Below are 18,384 nucleotides of genomic sequence, written 5' to 3' on the forward strand. Positions count from 1 at the left end.
GGTGAAAAAGGAAGGGGGGCTGTCTGCCCCCCCTTGCGCCTTACGGCACATTCATCCGCTGATGATATTTTCTGACAGAAAATGCCTCAGCCGATTTCTGCCAGACGGGCGACGGCGGCAGCGACTTTGGCTGCCTCCTCCTCCCGCGCTTCCAGATTGGCGCGGGCTTCGTCCACCACCTCTTCCTTGGCGGAGGCGATGAATTTCGGGTTATCGAGCCGCCCTTTCAGCCCCGCAATTTCCTTCCCGAGCTTTTCAAGCGCCTTCACCAGCCGCGCCTTTTCGGCGCCGATGTCGATGATGCCTTCCAGCGGAATGGCAAAGCTGGCCCCTTCCGCCGCGATGGACAGTGCGCCTTTCGGGGCTGTCGCCGCATCCGTCAGGCTTTCGATGCGGGCGAGGCGCTTGATCAGCACTTCGTTGCGATCCCAGGCCGCGCGGGCGGCGGTATCCATGGTCAGCGCCAGCATGTCGAGCTTCAGCCCGACCGGCACATGCATCTGCGTGCGGGCCGAGCGGATATCGTCGATCAGCCCGGTGACCCAGGTCATCTCGCGGTCTGCTTCTGTGTCGATCAGTTCGGCACCGAAGGACGGCCAGTCGGCATGGACCAGCATCCCGTCGCGTTTGCCGGTGGTGGACCAGAGTTCCTCGGTGATGAAGGGCATGAACGGATGGAGCAGGATCATGGACTGATCCAGCACCCAGCCCATTGTCGCGCGCGTCTCGGCCGCCTGATCCCCGTCGAACAGCGGTTTGGCGAATTCGACATACCAGTCGCAGACCTTGCCCCAGACGAATTTGTAAAGCGCGTCCGCCGCCTGATCGAAGCGGAAATCATTCAGCGCAGCGTTGACCTCGGTCAGCGCCTTGGCGGTTTCACCGATGATCCACTTGTTCGCAGTGGCACTGGCCTGCGGGGCGGTGGCCTGGGTCGTGTGACCCTCCCACACGCCGTTCATCTCGGCGAAGCGGCAGGCGTTCCAGAGCTTCGTGCCAAAGTTGCGGTAACCGGCGATGCGCTGGGTATCAAGCTTCAGAACGCCACCAAGCGAGGCCATGGCGGCATTGGCAAAGCGCAGCGCATCGGCGCCGTATTCGTCGATGATTTCCAGCGGGTCAATGACGTTGCCCAGGGATTTGGACATCTTCTTGCCCTTGGCGTCGCGCACGAGGCCATGCAGATAGACGGTGTGGAAAGGGATATCCTCCACCACCGCCAATTGCATCATCATCATGCGGGCGACCCAGAAGAACAGGATGTCCTGCCCGGTGACCAGAACGCTGGTCGGGAAATACCGCGCCAGTTCCGGGGTCTGTTCGGGCCAGCCCAGCGTGCCGATGGGCCAAAGGCCCGAGGAGAACCAGGTGTCGAGCACATCGGCGTCGCGCCACACCGGATACACCAGATGCGTCGGGTCTTGCGTCAGGTTGTAATCGGCCAAAGCCTTCGCCAGTGCCTCGACCGCCGCATCACGGTTTTCCACCTCGACCACGCGGGCATGGTTCAGCGGCGCGGGCAGGGGCGCGAGGTCATCCATGAAGCGTTGGGCCACAGCCTGAAGGTCATGGGCACAGTGGTAGACCGGATCGGCATGGTTAAAGGCGCCATCGGCGAGCAGGCGGAACAGCTCCACCTCGTCCAGCGCATTGTCGCCCTCGTCATCGCGGAAGCCGGTCGGCCAGACATCCAGCCCATACCACACCGGGATCTGGTGACCCCACCAGAGCTGACGCGAGATGCACCAGGGCTCGATATTCTCAAGCCAGTGGTAATAGGTCTTTTCGCCCGATTCCGGGATGATCCTGACCTTGCCCGAGCGCACCGCCTCCAGCGCGGGTTCCACGATCTTCGCGGTATCCACGAACCACTGGTCGGTCAGCATCGGCTCGATCACGACTTTCGAGCGATCCCCGAAAGGCTGCATGATCGGTTTGTTCTCGACCACCGGCTCCAGCCGCAGATGCTCCGATCCCGTCTCCGGGTCGGTTTCCCTGATCATCACGGTGACAGCAAGGCCGATGGCATTAATGTCGGCGATCACCGCCTTGCGGGCCTCGAACCGGTCCATGCCGCGATATTTCTCGGGGACGAGGTTCAGGCTGTCCACTTCGGATTCATTGGTGGGCGAACCGGTGGCGATTTCGCGGGCGCGGATCACCGCCTCGGCATAGGGTGCCCCGTCTGCGCGCATCCGGCCACGGGTATCCATCAGCCGGTAGCAGGGCAGGCCCGCACGCTTTGCGACCTGATAATCGTTGAAATCATGCGCGCCGGTAATCTTCACCGCACCCGAGCCGAAGTTCGGATCGGGGTATTCATCGGTGATGATCGGGATCAGACGGTCGCACAGCGGCAGTTTCACCATCTTGCCGACGATGGGGGCATAGCGCGTATCCGAAGGATGCACCGCCACCGCGCCATCACCCAGCATGGTTTCGGGGCGGGTTGTCGCGATGGAAATGTAGTTCCGCTTCTCGCGGAAGGTCACATTGCCGTCTTCGTCCTTCTCGACATACTCATAGGTTTCGCCGCCCGCGAGTTCGTATTTGAAATGCCACATATGGCCCGCGACCTCGATATTCTCGACCTCAAGGTCGGAAATCGCGGTTTCAAAATGCGGGTCCCAGTTCACGAGGCGTTTGCCGCGATAGATCAGGGCCTTGCGATACATATCGACAAAGACCTTGATCACGGCATCATGGAAATTGCCGGTCTCGCCTTCCGGCGCACCGGGGGCGCCGGACATCGTAAAGGCTTCGCGGTCCCAGTCGCACGAGGCGCCAAGCCGCTGCAACTGGCCGATGATCGTGCCGCGCGATTTGACCTTTTGCTGCCAGACCCGTTCGAGGAACCTCTCGCGCCCCATTTCGGCGCGCGAAGGCTCCTGGTTCTTCGCCATCTCGCGTTCCGTCACCATCTGGGTGGCGATACCAGCGTGATCGGTGCCGGGTTGCCAGAGCGTGTCATCGCCGCGCATGCGGTGCCAGCGGGTCAGGATGTCCTGCAACGTATTGTTGAAGGCATGGCCCATATGCAGGCTGCCGGTCACGTTGGGCGGCGGGATCATGATGGAGAAGGCAGGCGCGCCCGGCTTGGCATTGGCACCGGCCCGCCCGGCCTTGCCGTCGATCCATTGCTTCGAAATGCGCGCTTCGGCCTCGGTGGCGTTGAAGGTCTTTTCCATCGGCATGATCGTTCCCCTTTTCGTTGCCAAGGGATGTAGCCAATGCGCCGCCCGAGGGGAAGGGGCGCGACGGCCGGTTCCGGCCGCCGCGCGTGTTTTCCGGCTGTGGCTCAGGCGCCGCCGACCAGCGCGAAATGCGCGCCGCGGCTGTCCTGCGCCATGCAGATGAAAGCGCCGCCGGGCACTTCTTGCGGGCCATGCAACACCTGGCCGCCCAGTTCGGCAATCTGTGCCATCGCGGCCTTGATCGAGGGCGCACCGAAATAGGGCAGCCAGTGCGAAGGCACCCCCTCGCTTTGCAACCGCATCATGCCGCCAATGTCGCGACCTTCGCGGGCGAAAAGCTGGTAATTGCCCATCTCGCCCATCGGCATGGCCGTTGAAGGGGTCCAGCCCAGCAGCGCGGTATAGAAGGCAAGGCCTGCCTCGGGGTCCGTGCTGTGCAATTCGTGCCAGTTGCCGTGGCCCTGTTTCATCTGGTCAAAGGCCGCGCCCTGCTGCCCCTCCAGCGGTTGAAGCAGGCCGAAGGCGGCGCCCTGCGGATCGACAACAATGGCAAAAATGCCGGTGCCGGGGATCGGCTCGGGCGCGCGGAACACCTTGCCGCCAAGCGCAGTCACCTTGTCGCAGGCAGCGGCGCAATCCCCGACCGCGAAATAGACCATCCAGAACTCTGGCATCGGCGTGTCGGGTTCCATCATGCCCGCCACCATGGCGCCGTCGCGCAGGGCCAGGATGTAGGAAAACCCTTCCATCCCGGCATCCTGAAAATCCCATCCCAGAAGCGGGCCATAAAACGCCTGCGACCGGGCAACAGCGCCGGTGGTCAGCTCATACCAGCAGGGGGCGCCATGTGCGTTCATTTCGCGGCTCCTTCCATCAACAGCGGGGTAAAGCCGCCGAAGATCATGCGCTTGCCATCAAAGGGCATATTGGTGAATTCGGCCGGATCTTCCTCGGCAAGCTTCATCATCTTCTCGTAGGCGCGGCCGCGGGTTTCCTTGTCGGGCCAGATCATCCAGCACAGCACCACGGTTTCATCCTCTTTGGCCTCGACCGCGCGCAGGAAATCGGTGTGCTTGCCGGGTGGGACGTCGTCCCCCCAGCCAACGACCAGCGACAGCGCGCCTTCATCGCGGAAGTAAGGCCACCATTTCGCTTCGTGGTCGCGGTAGATCTCGCGGTCTTCGGTTTTGACCGGAATGACGAAACCGTCAATGTAAGCCATGCGTGCACCCTCCAGACACTTGCAGGGCCAAGGGTGGCGGGTGTAGTTATGAAAAGCAACTAAAAGTTATATAAACTAACCAAGGGGCGCGATGTCATCGGGGCGAAGCTATGAGGAAGGCTGTATCGCGGCCCATGCGCTGGATCTGATCGGGGATCGCTGGGCCTTGCTTGTGGTGCGCGAGATGATGCTGGGCCCGCGCCGTTTCGGCGCTTTGCGCGAGGGGCTGCCGGGGATCAGCGCCAATGTCCTGACGCAGCGGCTTGAAGGGCTGGAGGCGGCTGGCGTGGTCGCGCGCGAACATATGCCGGAACCCGCCAAGGTGCAGCTTTACCGGCTGACAGAAGCGGGGCTGGCCCTCTGGCCGGTGCTGCGGGCGCTGTGCATCTGGGGCGCGCGCCAGCCGGGGCACGACCCGCGACGGTTTATCAGCCCGACCGCGCTGATGCTGTCGATGCGCGCCACCTGCGCAAGGGCGCGGGCAGGCGAGCACCGGGTGGCGATGCGTCTGGGGGAGGAGGGCTTCACCATCCGCACCGGGCCGGGCCGCTTCAAGGTGGAGCGCGGCAATGGCCCCGCCACCTTGCAGTTCAGCGGCGGCACCAATGCGATGGCGGCGGCGATCTATGGCCCGCAGCCACTGACTGCCACGGCGCAGGGTATGATCGGGTTCGAAGGTGACCCGGAGGAAGGGCAGGCCTTCGTCGACCTGTTCACACTCCGCTGAAGCCGCGCGCAAAAGTTTTCAGGAAAACTTTTGCAAATTTCTTTGGAAAGAAATTTGCGCCAGGCGCAGCCGGGGTCACACCGCCCGGTCGAATTTCGTCGACAGATGGATCAGGCTTTCGGAACTGACCACGCCGGTCAGCGCCCCGATCTGGTCCAGCACCTGATCAAGCACTTGCGTCGAAGGCGCGGCCACCTGTAAAAGCAGGTCATAGCGGCCCGAGGTGGTAAAGACCCGCTCGATCTCGGCAATCGACTTCAGCCGCGTCAGAATCGCCGCTTGGGCGCGGGGTTCTATGGTCAGCAGCACGCTGGCCCGCAACCGGCCCTGCCGCGCCGCCTCGCCCAGTTTCAGCGTGTATCCGGCGATGACGCCGGTGGTCTCCAGCCGCTCCAGCCGCGCTTGCACGGTGGAGCGGGCGACCTTCATGCGTCGGGCCAGTGTGGCCACTGACATGCGGGCATCCGCCCCCAGCAGCCCGATTATGTTGCGATCCAGTTCGTCCATGCAATTCGCCCGGCTATTTCGTCATTCTGTCACCGATACACTAAGTTTTTGTGGTTTTCATCGGTGAAGTTGTGTCCCATATGCGCATTCCACGTTTTCAGGAAAAGGGCGGCTCATACGCACCTGGCCTGGTTGTAATGACCGCGCAGGTGCTGGCTCCCGGTGGGAACCGGGCAATGGCCGCTTGCGTTCTGTTGGCAGAAGGGACACGCCGATGGGACTTTCCAAAACGATCTGGTCCAACCCGACCGAATATATCCGTACCGTGCAGCCGGAGAATCCGGTGCTGTTCTTCTCGCCTGCCGTGTTGCAGGCGGCAGCGCGCCGCTTCATCGACGGCTTTCCGGGCATGGTGACCTATGCGGTCAAGACCAACCCCGCTGATGTGGTAATCGAGAATCTCTCGGCCGCCGGGGTGCGTGGCTTTGACGTGGCCAGCCCGAATGAGATGCGGCTGGTGCGGCGTATCGCGCCGGATGCGGCGATGCATTACAACAACCCCGTGCGCGCCCGCGCCGAAATCGCGGTGGCGGTCGAGATGGGGGTGAAAAGCTATTCCGTCGATTCGGCCTCGGAGCTGGAAAAGCTGATCGAGATGGTTCCGGCTGAGGGCTGTGAAATCTCGGTGCGTTTCAAACTGCCGGTGGCGGGCGCGGCCTATAACTTCGGCGCGAAGTTCGGTGCGACGGTGGAACTGGCGGCGGAACTGCTGAAACGCGCGGCCGAGGCGGGGTTCATTCCCTCGCTGACTTTCCATCCCGGCACGCAATGCACCGACCCGCATGCCTGGGAGGCTTACATCCGCGCGGCCGCTGACATCGCGCAGGAGGCGGGCGTGACCGTGGCGCGGCTGAACGTCGGCGGCGGTTTTCCGAACCACCGCCTGCAAGCCGTGGTGCCGCAGATCGAGGAAACCTTTGACCTGATCGACCGCGTGGCGACCGAAGCCTTTGGTGACCAGCGTCCGATGCTGGTGTGCGAGCCGGGCCGGGGCCTTTGCGGCGATGCCTTCACACATATCGCCAAGGTCAAGGCGGTGCGCGACGGGCAGCATGTGTTCCTCAACGATGGCGTCTATGGCGCGCTGGCCGAGTTGCCGCTGGTGGGCGTGATAGACCGGATCGAGGTGGTGGATGCCGTCGGCAAGCGCCGTGACAGTGAACTGGCCTCGCGCATCGTCTTTGGCCCGACCTGCGATTCGGTAGACCGGATTCCCGGCGAGCTGATGCTGGCCGAGGACATTGCCGAGGGCGATTATCTGGTAATTCACGGCATGGGTGCCTATTCGCTGGCCACCAACACCCGCTTCAACGGCTTTGGCGAACTGACCATCGCGACGGTGCTGTCGCTGAAGGTCTGAGTGCGGCCTCTGTCTTTCAGGACAGTCTTTCAAAACATCGCGCGCCCGGCTGGACTTGTCCCGCCGGGCGTTTACCATTCCGTTGACAGGACAAGGGGATGGCGATGTTTGGCAAAGCGCAGGGGCGGCTGGAGGATCAACGGTTTCTGACTGGCAAGGGGCGCTATGTGGAGGACATCGTGCCGGAAGGCGCTTTGTGGGTGGCCTTCCTGCGCAGCCCGGTGGTGCATGCCGAAATCCGGTCGCTGGATGTAACGGCGGCAGAGGCGGCACCGGGCGTTCAGCTGGTCCTGACGGCAGAGCGTCTGGCCGGGGCGGGGGTCGTTCTGGGCATGCGCGGCTATCGCGTGACGCAGCCTGACGGCAGCAAGGGCGCCGGACCGGAGCGGCCCGTTCTGGCGCTGGGACGGGTGCGGCATGTCGGCGAGGCGCTGGCCATGGTGGTTGCGGAAACCCCCGATCAGGCGCGCGACGCAGTGGAGATGATCGAGGCCGACCTGCGCGATCTGCCGGTTGCGCTTTTCCCCGAGGGCGGGCCGACCATCCACCCCGAGGCACCGGGCAATCATGCCTTCACCCATGAGCAGGGCGATGGCGGGGCGGTGGAGGCGGCGCTGGCTGCCGCCGCGCATCGCATCCGGTTTACCACCCGCCACAACCGCATTGCCCCGGCGTCGATGGAGCCGCGCGGTGCCTGGGCGGAATGGGATGGCACCCGGTTGCATCTGGCGGTGAACGGGCAGGGTGTCTGGGGCCAGAAGGCGGAACTTGCCCGCCAGCTTGGCCTGCCGGCGGATGCGGTGCGGGTGACCAACCCCGATGTCGGCGGCGGCTTCGGCATGAAGGCCATGCCCTACCCGGAATATATCTGCCTTGGTGCCGCCGCGCGGATGCTGGGCCGTCCTCTGCGCTGGATGGCGGATCGTGGCGAATCCATGTTTTCCGACAATGCGGGCCGCGATCTGGAGGCGACCTCGGAACTGGGGTTCGACGCCGATTTCCGGCTGGTGGCCTGCCGCGTCAATCTTGTGTCAAACCTTGGCGCCTATAACTCGCAATTCGGGCAGGGCGTTCAATCGGAGATGTTTGCCAAGGTGCTGAGCGGGGTCTACGACGTGCAGGCGGTGCATTTGCGGGCGGAGGGGGTCTATACCAACACCACCCCGGTTGATGCCTATCGCGGCGCGGGGCGGCCCGAGGCGATCCTGACGCTGGAACGCGCCATGGATGCCGCCGCGCGGGAGCTTGGCCTGCCGCCCGAGGACCTGCGCGCACGCAATGTGATCAGGCAGTTCCCTTACAGCTTCTGGAATGGCGAGGTGATCGACAGCGGCGATTTCCCGCGTCTGCTGGCGCGGCTGGCGGCGGAATCGGATGCGGCAGGGTTTGCCGCCCGGCGGGCGGATTCGGCGGCGCGCGGCTTGCTGCGTGGGCGGGGCATGGCGCTTTATGTCGAGGCGATCATGGGCGCGCCCGAGGAAACCGCCACGGTGGAATTTACCGAAACCGGGGTGATCCTTTACGTTGGCACACAGTCGAACGGGCAGGGGCATGAGACGGTCTATACCCGCATGCTGGCCGACCTGACCGGCCTGCCGGAAAGTGCCATTACCGTGGTGCAGGGTGACAGCGACCGCATCGCACGCGGGGGCGGCACTGGCGGCTCCCGCTCGGTCACCGTGCAGGGCACGACGATGCGGGCTACGGTCACCACCATGACCGATGCCTTTGCATCCTGGCTGGCGGAACGCGAAGGCGTGCCTTTCCGCTATGCTGATGGTGTGCTGAAGGCCGAGGGGCGTAATCTTGCCTTCACTCTGATCGAAGTTGCCGATCAGGCGCGCGCCGCAGGTCGGGCCGACCTGCTGCGCCATTCCGCGACGACCAGGCTGGAGGGGCGCAGCTTCCCCAATGGCGCCCATGCCGCCGAGGTGGAGATCGACCCCGAAACCGGCGCGTTGCGGCTGGATCGTTATACGGCGGTTGATGATTTCGGCACGCTGATCGCGCCGGAACTGGTGCAGGGGCAGGTGCAGGGCGGGGTGGCGCAGGGCTTCGGTCAGGCGGTGATGGAAGAGACGGTTTTCGACGCACAGGGGCAGTTGCTGACCGGCAGTTTCATGGATTACGCGCTGCCGCGCGCTTCGGACCTGCCGTTCATCCGCTTCGCCTCGGAACCTTCGCCAACCGCCACCAACCCCCTGGGCATGAAAGGCTGTGGCGAGGCGGGAACGGTGGGTGCCCTGCCGGTGATCGCCAATGCGGTGGCCGATGCGCTGGCGCCGCTGGGCGCGCGGGTGGAAATGCCCTTCACCCCGGCGCGGATCTGGGCCGCGCTGGCGGAGGCGCGCGATGCGTCTGATTGACCGTCTGCGCCACTGGCTGCGCCGTCATCCGGTGGTGCAGACTGATCCGCCCGACCCGCCGCCGCCCGGTGCGCGACGCGGCGTGGTGGATCATGTGATCATCCTTGACGGTACGCTTGCCTCGCTGGAGCCGGACAGCCACACCAACGCGGGCTTTGCCTACCTGTTGCTGCGCGAACCGGCGCCGGGCAATCGCCGATCAGTCTATTATGAACCCGGCCTGCAATGGCAGAACTGGCGGCAGACGCTGGATGTGATGCAGGGGCGCGGCATCAACCGGCAGATCCGCCGCGCCTATGGCTATCTGGCGAGCCACTATCGCCCCGGCGACCGCATCTTCCTGATGGGCTATTCCCGTGGCGCCTATGCGGTGCGCAGCCTTGCCGGGGTGATCGACCGGGTGGGCCTGCTGACCCATGACAACGCGACCGAGCGCAATGTGACGCTGGCCTATCGCCACTATGAACGCGGACCGGACAGCGCGGCGTCACGCGCCTTTGTGACCCGCTTCTGCCATCCGGCGGCTCCGATCCAGATGGTCGGGGTCTGGGATACGGTGAAGGCGCTGGGCCTGCGGCTGCCGGGCCTCTGGATGCTGACCGAACGCCGCCACGCCTTCCACAACCATCAGCTCGGGGCCTCTGTCCGCCATGGCTTTCACGCACTGGCGCTGCATGAAACGCGCGAGGTGTTTGAGCCGGTGCTCTGGACCTGTCCGCCGGGATGGGAGGGCAATGTCGAACAGGTCTGGTTTCGCGGCAGCCATGGCGATATCGGCGGCCAGATCGGCGATTTCGAGGCCGCGCGCCCACTGGCCAATATCCCGCTGGTCTGGATGCTGGAAAGGGCGGAGGCCTGCGGGCTGAGCCTGCCGCCCGGCTGGCGCGCGCGGTTTCCCTGTGATCCGGCAGCACCGATGGTGGGCACATGGCGTGGCTTCGGCGGGGCCTTCCTGTTGCGCCGCCCCCGGATCATCGGGCGCGACAGATCGGAAAGGGTTCACCCGACGGCGCTGTCATCGGTGCCAAAGCGCGCGGGCTTCTGGCGCCGCGCCTTCACGCCATGATGATGCAGGTGGTCGAGCCGGTGGCATAAACCTTCCCGTCCTCCAGACCCCGGATGGTGCCATGCGCCACGGCGGTGGACCGGCCTGCGTGATCTAGCAGCGCCTCAGCCTCGACCTCCATCCCGACGGGCAGGGCACGGGTGATATTCACCTTGTATTCCAGCGTTGTATACCAGCGCCCCTGCGGCACGCCGGTCATCACCGCGCAGCCCAGAACGGTATCCAGCACCGTGCCATACCAGCCGCCATGTACGGCACCGAACGGATTGGTGTGCTGAAAACCCGGCGTGCCACGCACCAGCACGCGGCCCGGCTCCACCTCGGTGATCCGGCAGCCCATCACCCCCGCGATGGCGGGATGTGGCAGATCGCCTGCCAGCACCTTCTGCATGAACTCCAGCCCCGACATCGACAGCAACGTGTCGCGGCTGGGCAGATCGGCGGGGGTGCGGGCGATGGGGGGCATGTCGGTCATAGCCGGTTTCTTGCAAGCCGCACGCCGCCTGTCGAGAGGGCTTGCGTGCTGCGAGACGCTGCGTCACTTTGATATGGCAATTTGATCGAAGAGGCTGTCATGTCCGCGCTGACCCTAGCCGCCACGCAATTCGCCTGTTCCTGGGATCTGCCTGCCAATGCCGACCGGGCCGAGGCGCTGGTGCGGCAGGCCGCCGGGCAGGGCGCCGGCGTCGTGCTGATTCAGGAGCTGTTCGCCGTCCCATATTTCTGCATCACGGAGCGGCCGGAATATTTTGCCCTCGCCGCCGAGGCTGAGGGGCATCCGCTGATCGCGCGGTTTTCGGACCTTGCGCGCGAGCTGGGCGTGGTGCTGCCGGTGTCGTTTTTTGAACGCGCAGGGCAGGCCTTCTTCAATTCGCTGGCGCTGATCGACGCCGATGGCAGGGTGCTGGGCATCTATCGCAAAAGCCATATTCCGCAGGGTCCGGGCTATGAGGAGAAGTTCTATTTCTCTCCCGGCGATACCGGCTTCCGGGTGTGGGAGACGGCGGCGGGGCGGCTGGGCGTCGGCATCTGCTGGGACCAGTGGTTCCCTGAATGTGCCCGCGCCATGGCACTGATGGGGGCCGAGGTGCTGCTTTACCCGACCGCCATCGGCTCTGAGCCGCCGGCGCCGGGCTATGACAGCCAGCCGCATTGGGAAATGGTCATGCGCGGCCATGCGGCGGCCAATATCCTGCCGCTGGTCGCCTCTAACCGCATCGGCACGGAAACGGCGCCGGAAGGCGTGGATGTGACCTTCTATGGATCGAGCTTCATTTCCGATCATCGTGGGCAATTGCTGGCGAAGGCCAGCCGTGACACCGAGGAAATCCTGACGGCCACGGTAGATCTGGCGGAAATCGCCGCACTGCGGGCGAGCTGGGGGCTGTTCCGGGATCGCAGGCCCGGGCTTTACGCGCCGCTGATGTCGCTGGACGGACGCAGCTAGCGCAGGATCTGCGCCGCCAGCCAGACAAGGCTGATCAGCACCGGCTGATGGATCAGGTAGACCGCCAGACTGTGCCGCCCCGGCCAGGCAAGCCAGCCCAACCCTTCGGGTGAAATCTGTGCCAGCCGGGGCAGGACGGGGGCGATCAGCCGGGCAATACCCATTCCGGCCAGGAACGGGCCGAACCACGGCACCAGCGGCTCGAAATCCATCGTATAGGTCGGCAATGTCGTCAGGCCCAGAAACCGAAGGGCGGGCGCCTGCCATTCCAGCAGCGGCGGCAAGGGCCATGCGGCCCAGACCACGGCGAGGCCAAGCGCAAGGTTGACCAGCCCCGGCAGGCGCAGGAACACGAGGCCCAGCAGGCTGGCCACCGCGATGCTGTGCAGAATGCCGAAGAAGATCCAGAAATCAGGCATGGCGATACGGGTGGCCAGCGATACCAGCGCCGCTGCCGCCGCGATCTTGCCCCAGCGGCGCCAGAAGGCGGGCCATCGGATGCCCTGCCCATGCGCCAGCCACAGTCCCATTCCGGCGAGGAACAGGAATGACCCCGCCACGATCCGTGCGTGATAGTAGAAAAAGCCGCTGACCGCCGTGCCGGGCGGCACGAAGCCAAACATTTGCAGGTCGAACACCAGATGGAAGGCCGCCATCCCCAGCAGGGCGAGCGTGCGGGCGCTGTCGATCAGCCAGAGGCGGGGTGTCTGCGTCATGCCCTCTTTTCACCTGCTGTGTCGCCGCCTGCAAGCGAAAGGGCGGCCCGAAGGCCGCCCCTGTTTCGCGTTTCGCCGGTCTCAGCGGTGATGCACATCCACATAGTCGCGGAAGGTCGGCCCGGTATAGAGCTGACGCGGGCGGCCGATCTTCTGCGTCGGGTCGCCGATCATCTCTTTCCACTGGCTGATCCAGCCGACGGTGCGGCTCAGCGCGAAGATCGGGGTGAACATCGAGGTCGGGAAACCCATCGCATCGAGGATGATGCCCGAATAGAAGTCGACGTTCGGGTAAAGCTTCTTCTCGATGAAGTAGGGGTCTTCCAGCGCGATGCGCTCCAGTTCCTTGGCGACTTGCAGGGTCGGGTTGTTCTCGATCCCCAGCAGGCCCAGCACCTCGTCGGCGGATTCCTTCATCACTTTGGCGCGCGGGTCAAAGTTCTTGTAAACCCGGTGGCCGAAGCCCATCAGACGGAACGGATCGTTCTTGTCCTTGGCGCGGGCCACATATTCCGGGATGCGATCCACGGTGCCGATCTCGCGCAGCATTTCCAGGCACGCCTGGTTGGCGCCGCCATGGGCCGGTCCCCACAGACAGGCGATGCCGGCTGCGATGCAGGCAAAGGGGTTGGCGCCCGACGACCCGGCCAGACGCACCGTCGAGGTCGAGGCGTTCTGTTCGTGATCGGCATGCAGCATCATGATCCGGTCCATCGCCTTCGACAGCACCGGGTTCACCACATAATCCTCGCAGGGCACAGCGAAGCACATGTGCAGGAAGTTCGCGGCGTAATCGAGGCTGTTCTTCGGATAGACGAAGGGCTGACCCACCGAGTATTTGTAGGCCATTGCGGCGATGGTCGGCAGTTTGGCGATAAGCCGCATCGCGGCCACTTCGCGCTGCCACGGGTCATTGATGTCGGTCGAGTCGTGGTAGAAGGCCGACATCGCGCCGACCACACCCACCATGGTCGCCATCGGGTGACTGTCGCGGCGGAAACCCCGGAAGAAATAGTGCATCTGCTCGTGCACCATGGTGTGCCGGGTGATGCGGGTCTCGAAGTCCTTCATCTGTGCGGCATTCGGCAGTTCGCCGTTCAGCAGCAGATAGCAGACTTCAAGGTAATGCGATTTCTCGGCCAGCTGGTCGATCGGATAGCCGCGATGCAGCAGCTCGCCCTTGTCGCCGTCGATATAGGTGATGGCGCTGTCACAGGCGGCGGTCGAGGTGAAGCCCGGATCGTAGGTGAACACGTCACCTTCACCGTACAGCTTGCGGATGTCGATGACATCGGGGCCAATCGTGCCCGAATGGATCGGCAGGTCGATGACCTTGTCGTCGAATGTCAGCGTCGCGGTCCTGTTGGTCTCTGCCATCTCTACATCCCTCTGCGTTGCTGCCCGGCGCCGTGAGGGCGCCGTGGCCAAATCTTCGGGCAGGGAGGGTGCGGCAATCAGGCCGCGGCATCCTCCAGCCGCGCAATCGTTTCGTCCTGACCGATGACAAGCATCATGTCATAGACGCTGGGGCTGACCGTGCGTCCGGCAAGGGCGGCACGCAGCGGAGCAGCCAGCTTGCCGAAGCCCAGCCCGTGTTCGGCTGCGGTCCCGGTCAGAATGGCTTCAAGATCTTCCTTCGTCCAGCTAGCATTTCGCAGGCGCGGCGTCAATGAAGCCAGTATACCACGGGATACCGGATCAAGCGCCTTCTCGGCGGCCTCGTCGCGCGCCACAGGGCGGGTGGTCAGAATATACCGCGCCTTTTCAAGAAGTTCCGGGAAGGTCTTGGCACGTTCTTTCAGGCTGGACATACCCGCCAGCATCAGGCCGCGTTGGTGTTCGGACAGCGCCGGAAGGTTTGCGACGGCCAGATAGGCCTCCAGTTCATGCAGCAATGCAGCATCGTCGCTGGCCGCGATATGCTGGCCGCACAGATTCTCCAGCTTCTTGAAATCCAGCCGGGCGGGCGCGCGGCCGATTCCCTTCAGGTCAAACCATTCCATCGCCTGTTCGCTGGTAAAGAACTCGGCATCGCCATGTGCCCAACCCAGTCGGGTCAGGTAATTGCGCATGCCCGCGGCGGGGTAACCCATGACCTGATATTCCTCGACGCCAAGTGCGCCGTGACGTTTTGACAGTTTCTTGCCATCTGGTCCGTGGATCAGCGGAATATGCGCCCAGACCGGAACGGACCAGTCCATCGCGTCATAGATCATCTGCTGGCGGGCCGCGTTCACAAGGTGGTCATCGCCCCGGATCACATGGGTCACACCCATGTCGTGATCGTCGACCACCACCGCCAGCATATAGGTCGGCGTCCCGTCCGAGCGCAGGACGATCATGTCATCCAGCGTCTCGTTCTTGATGACGACGCGGCCCTGCACCTGATCATCAATCACCGTCTCGCCTTCGCGCGGTGCTTTCATGCGGATGGCGAAGGGCCGGTCTGGATACGTCGCCGGATCGGCGTCACGCCAGGGGCTTTGAAACACCGCATAGCTGCCCTTGGCTTCGGCTTCGGCGCGGAAGGCCTCAATTTCTTCCCTCGTGCTGAAGCATTTGTAGGCTGTGCCGCGCGCAAGCATGGCATGCGCCACCTCGGCATGGCGGTCGCGCCGCTCGAACTGGCTGATGACGTCGCCGTCCCAGTCGAGGCCAAGCCATTCCAGCCCGCGCAGGATCGCCGCCGTCGCCTCGGGGGTCGAGCGTTCGCGGTCAGTATCCTCGATCCGCAGCAGGAACTTGCCTCCCCGGCCACGGGCAAACAGCCAGTTGAACAGCGCCGTCCTGCCGCCGCCGATGTGCAGATAACCCGTGGGCGAGGGGGCAAAGCGGGTGACGACGTGTCCGGTCATGCGACTTAACCTTTCGGAAACCATTGGCGCGCTAGCGTTGGGCATCTGATAGGCGAGCGGAGGCCCGGAAACAAGGTGGCGGTGCGCGGGGGCATCCTGGGGCGGCTGGCGGGGGCGGTGGCCGATGCGCGGGGTATCCTGTTTCCCTGGGTGCCGGTCTTTCTTGGCGCCGGGATCGGCTTCTGGTTCGCGCTGCCGGTGGAGCCGGGGCTTGCAACTTATCTCGTGGCAGGCGGTCTGGTTCTGCTCATGGCCGGTCTGTGGCGCTTCGGGCCGGAGGCGGCGCAACCGCTCTGGGTGGCCGTGGCCTGCCTGACACTTGGCGGCATCGTGGCTGGCGTGCGCGCGCATCTCGTTGCCGCGCCGGTGCTGGAGTTCCGGTATTATGGTCCGATCGAGGGGCGTATCGTCGCGCTGGACCGCTCGCAATCCGATGCGCTGCGGCTGACGCTGGACAATGTGCAGCTTTCAGAGGTGGCGCCGCGCCGCATACCGGCGCGCGTACGCATCGCCTTGCAGGTGGCGCCCCGGTTTGCCCCCGCACCCGGGCAATGGGTGCAGATCACCGCTCATCTTGCCCCGCCGGGCGATCCGGTCGAACCCGGCGGCTTCGATTTCCGCCGCGTGGCGTGGTTTCAGCGGCTTGGCGCAATTGGCTATTCTCGTCATCCGCTGCTGATGCTGGCCCCGCCGGGCCGAGGCGAGCAGGGGCTGAACCGGCTGCGCGCGGCGCTGTCAGCAGGCATTCAGGCGCGAATCCGGGGCGATCCGGGGGCTTTTGCCGCCGGGGTGATGACAGGTGATCGCTCCGGCTTCAGCCGCGCGGCGATCGAGGATCTGCGCGCCTCCAGCCTTGCGCATCTTCTGGCGATCTCGGGCATGCATATGGCCTTTCTGATCGGATTTGTCTTTGCGCTGATCCGGGGCGGGCTTGCGCTGGTGCCGCACATTGCCCTGCGGCTGAACACAAAGAAGGTTGCCGCAGCCCTGTCGCTGCCGGTGGCGATCTTCTACCTGCTTTTGTCGGGCGCCAATGTGGCAACCGAGCGGGCCTGCATCATGATCTGCGTCATGCTGGGCGCCGTGCTGCTGGATCGGCAGGCCCTGTCGCTCCGCTCGGTGGCGATCTCGGCAACGATCCTGCTGTGCCTTCGCCCGGAAACCCTGCTGACGCCGGGGTTCCAGATGTCCTTCGCCGCGACCACCGCACTGGTGGCGGGGTTTGGCGCCCTGCACAGCGCGCTGACAGGTGGTCTGGTCCCGCGATGGGCGCTGCCAGTCCTTACACTGGTCCTGTCTTCGGCGCTGGCTGGGATCGCAACGGCCCCCTTTGCCGCCGCTCACTTTAACAGAATCGCAGATTATGGGCTGCTGGCCAATGTGTTGACCGTGCCGGTCATGGGCATGGTGGTGATGCCCGCCGGTGCGATTGCGGCCCTGCTTGCCCCCTTCGGTCTGGCAGATCTGCCGCTGATGGTCATGGGGTGGGGGGCGCGCTGGATTTTATATGTATCCCATATGGTTGCCGGCCTGGATGGGGCCGTGACGCCAGTTCCGGCACCGGGGCCGCTGGCCCTGCCGCTCATCGCTCTGGGCGGCATCGGGATGGCGGTGGGGCGGCGCTGGTTCCGGCTGCCCGGCGTTCTTGCCATCGCGCTCGGCCTGGGCGTCTGGACGCAGGCAGAGCGTCCGGCGCTGTTGATTTCACCGGATGGATTGCTTGTTGGCCTCTATGGGCCGCAGGGCAGGGCCCTTTCCGCTGCGCGCGGGGCGGGCTTCGCCGCGCAGAACTGGCTGGAGAATGATGGCGATCTTGTCTCGCAGCCAATCGCGGCGAAACGGGAGGGTTTTACCGGCCCTGCGTCAGAGCGGCGATTTTATCTGGGCGAATGGAGCGGGGTTCATCTGCGCGGCAAGGGCGCGGAAGAAAAGCTGCCCGCTGCCTGCGCAGCCAATAATCTGGTTATCACTGCCGCGCAGATCGCCACACCGCCAGAGGGATGCATCGTGATCGACCTCGGGCAGCTGCGCCGCAGCGGAGGCATTGCGCTTTCGCCTGATGGCGACCGGCTGCGCCTGCAACCGGCCCGCGATACCACCCGCATCTGGCACGGGAAACACGCGCAGACGATGGCGGCGCGCTGGTTGGACCGGCCGGTGCGCCTGCTGGCGAAGGGTCAGTAGCTGCGGATCAGCCCGACAAGGCGGCCCTGCACCTTGACCATGTGATCGGGAAACACACGCGTTTCATAAAGCGGGTTTGCCGCTTCTAGCGCGATCATGTTTCCCTTGCGGCGGAAGCGTTTCAGCGTCGCCTCGCTGTCTTCAACCAGCGCCACCACGATATCGCCATTCTCGGCCGTGCCCTGTTCGCGGATGACAACGATATCACCATCGTTGATCCCGGCCTCAATCATCGAATCGCCCTTGACCTCAAGCGCGTAATGCTGGGCGCTGCCGGAGAGCATCCCTCCGGGCACAGCAACGTGATGCGAGATTTCAGAGATCGCCTCGATCGGAACGCCCGCCGCGATGCGGCCCATCACGGGCAGCTCCACGGCGTGCACCTGCACCGGAATGGCCGTGGCGGGTTGCGGGGCAGCAGGCCGGTCACCCGCAATCACGCGGGGGGTGAAACCCGGCTTCTCCATCGCCTCGGGCAGTTTGACAATTTCGATGGCGCGGGCGCGATGGGCAAGGCGGCGGATGAAGCCCCGTTCCTCCAGCGCGGTGATCAGGCGGTGAATGCCGGACTTGGACCGCAGGTCCAGCGCCTCCTTCATTTCATCGAAGGAGGGCGGAACGCCATCCCGATCCATGCGGACGCGAATGAAATCCAGCAATTCCAGTTGCTTGCGCGTGAGCATCGGGCAAATCCTTCCACCAGGGTCAAGGGTGTTTGCCTTATGTTCTGCCCGCGTTCC

15 protein-coding genes are annotated in these 18,384 nt (G+C 64.5%); 6 read left to right on the forward strand and 9 right to left on the reverse strand.

The features are described from left to right. Nucleotides 1-86 precede the first annotated feature (86 nt). The 3 genes from C8N34_RS06970 to C8N34_RS06980 form a co-directional block, all read right to left on the reverse strand. Entirely contained in the window at nt 87-3,194 is a 3,108-nt protein-coding gene (locus C8N34_RS06970; RefSeq protein ID WP_108128300.1) for a valine--tRNA ligase, read from the reverse strand. Nucleotides 3,195-3,298: 104 nt separating this feature from the next. Next, the gene (locus C8N34_RS06975; RefSeq protein WP_108128301.1) at nt 3,299-4,051 is read right to left on the reverse strand and encodes a VOC family protein; all 753 of its coding nucleotides are present in this window, start codon (nt 4,049-4,051) and stop codon (nt 3,299-3,301) included. Continuing rightward, on the reverse strand, nt 4,048-4,416 hold the full coding sequence (locus C8N34_RS06980) for a DUF1428 domain-containing protein (RefSeq protein ID WP_054301828.1): 369 nt from the start codon (nt 4,414-4,416) through the stop codon (nt 4,048-4,050). Before C8N34_RS06980 ends, C8N34_RS06975 begins: the two co-directional genes overlap by 4 nt. A 91-nt stretch (nt 4,417-4,507) precedes the next feature. Here C8N34_RS06980 and C8N34_RS06985 point away from each other — a divergent pair, with 91 nt between their 5' ends. Further along, nucleotides 4,508-5,143: a winged helix-turn-helix transcriptional regulator gene (locus tag C8N34_RS06985; protein ID WP_108128302.1), complete on the forward strand. Its 636-nt coding sequence runs from the start codon at nt 4,508-4,510 to the stop codon at nt 5,141-5,143. A gap of 75 nt (nt 5,144-5,218) precedes the next feature. On the opposite strand, the gene C8N34_RS06990 is transcribed toward C8N34_RS06985, so the two are convergent. Then, nucleotides 5,219-5,650, reverse strand: a complete 432-nt coding sequence (locus C8N34_RS06990; RefSeq protein ID WP_054301830.1) for an Lrp/AsnC family transcriptional regulator — start codon at nt 5,648-5,650, stop codon at nt 5,219-5,221. Nucleotides 5,651-5,864: 214 nt separating this feature from the next. On the opposite strand from C8N34_RS06990, the gene C8N34_RS06995 reads away from it, so the two are divergent. The 3 genes from C8N34_RS06995 (at nt 5,865) to C8N34_RS07005 (ending at nt 10,442) form a co-directional block, all read left to right on the forward strand. Further along, nucleotides 5,865-7,010 carry a type III PLP-dependent enzyme gene (locus C8N34_RS06995; protein WP_054301831.1) on the forward strand — a complete coding sequence of 382 codons (1,146 nt, stop codon included), beginning with the start codon at nt 5,865-5,867 and terminating at the stop codon, nt 7,008-7,010. Between the two features lie 98 nt (nt 7,011-7,108). Further along, complete coding sequence (locus C8N34_RS07000) at nt 7,109-9,376, forward strand: xanthine dehydrogenase family protein molybdopterin-binding subunit (RefSeq protein WP_108128303.1); 2,268 nt, start codon at nt 7,109-7,111, stop codon at nt 9,374-9,376. Next, on the forward strand, nt 9,363-10,442 hold the full coding sequence (locus C8N34_RS07005) for a DUF2235 domain-containing protein (protein ID WP_108128304.1): 1,080 nt from the start codon (nt 9,363-9,365) through the stop codon (nt 10,440-10,442). The genes C8N34_RS07000 and C8N34_RS07005 overlap by 14 nt, the downstream gene beginning before the upstream one ends. Here C8N34_RS07005 and C8N34_RS07010 read toward each other — a convergent pair. Beyond that, a complete protein-coding gene (locus C8N34_RS07010; RefSeq protein ID WP_108128366.1) occupies nt 10,432-10,908 on the reverse strand; it encodes a PaaI family thioesterase in 477 nt (158 codons plus the stop codon). The genes C8N34_RS07005 and C8N34_RS07010 overlap by 11 nt on opposite strands. Before the next feature lie 108 nt (nt 10,909-11,016). On the opposite strand from C8N34_RS07010, the gene aguB reads away from it, so the two are divergent. Continuing rightward, a complete protein-coding gene (aguB, locus tag C8N34_RS07015; RefSeq protein ID WP_108128305.1) occupies nt 11,017-11,889 on the forward strand; it encodes an N-carbamoylputrescine amidase in 873 nt (290 codons plus the stop codon). Here aguB and C8N34_RS07020 read toward each other — a convergent pair. From C8N34_RS07020 to gltX, 3 genes are all read right to left on the reverse strand, one after another. Beyond that, a complete protein-coding gene (locus C8N34_RS07020; RefSeq protein WP_054301835.1) occupies nt 11,886-12,605 on the reverse strand; it encodes a heparan-alpha-glucosaminide N-acetyltransferase in 720 nt (239 codons plus the stop codon). The two genes, aguB and C8N34_RS07020, sit on opposite strands and share 4 nt — an antisense overlap. Nucleotides 12,606-12,686: 81 nt before the next feature. Next, nucleotides 12,687-13,982 (reverse strand): citrate synthase, encoded by a 1,296-nt coding sequence (gene gltA, locus C8N34_RS07025; RefSeq protein WP_054301836.1) that lies wholly within the window; start codon nt 13,980-13,982, stop codon nt 12,687-12,689. Nucleotides 13,983-14,059: 77 nt separating this feature from the next. Continuing rightward, nucleotides 14,060-15,460, reverse strand: a complete 1,401-nt coding sequence (gltX, locus tag C8N34_RS07030; RefSeq protein ID WP_108128306.1) for a glutamate--tRNA ligase — start codon at nt 15,458-15,460, stop codon at nt 14,060-14,062. A 75-nt stretch (nt 15,461-15,535) separates the two neighbouring features. Here gltX and C8N34_RS07035 point away from each other — a divergent pair, with 75 nt between their 5' ends. Continuing rightward, nucleotides 15,536-17,644: a ComEC/Rec2 family competence protein gene (locus C8N34_RS07035; RefSeq protein ID WP_108128307.1), complete on the forward strand. Its 2,109-nt coding sequence runs from the start codon at nt 15,536-15,538 to the stop codon at nt 17,642-17,644. On the opposite strand, the gene lexA is transcribed toward C8N34_RS07035, so the two are convergent. Next, nucleotides 17,638-18,327: a transcriptional repressor LexA gene (gene lexA / locus C8N34_RS07040; RefSeq protein WP_054301839.1), complete on the reverse strand. Its 690-nt coding sequence runs from the start codon at nt 18,325-18,327 to the stop codon at nt 17,638-17,640. The two genes, C8N34_RS07035 and lexA, sit on opposite strands and share 7 nt — an antisense overlap. Nucleotides 18,328-18,384 lie beyond the last annotated feature (57 nt).

Source organism: Gemmobacter caeni, from assembly GCF_003054195.1.
Lineage (GTDB): Bacteria > Pseudomonadota > Alphaproteobacteria > Rhodobacterales > Rhodobacteraceae > Gemmobacter > Gemmobacter caeni.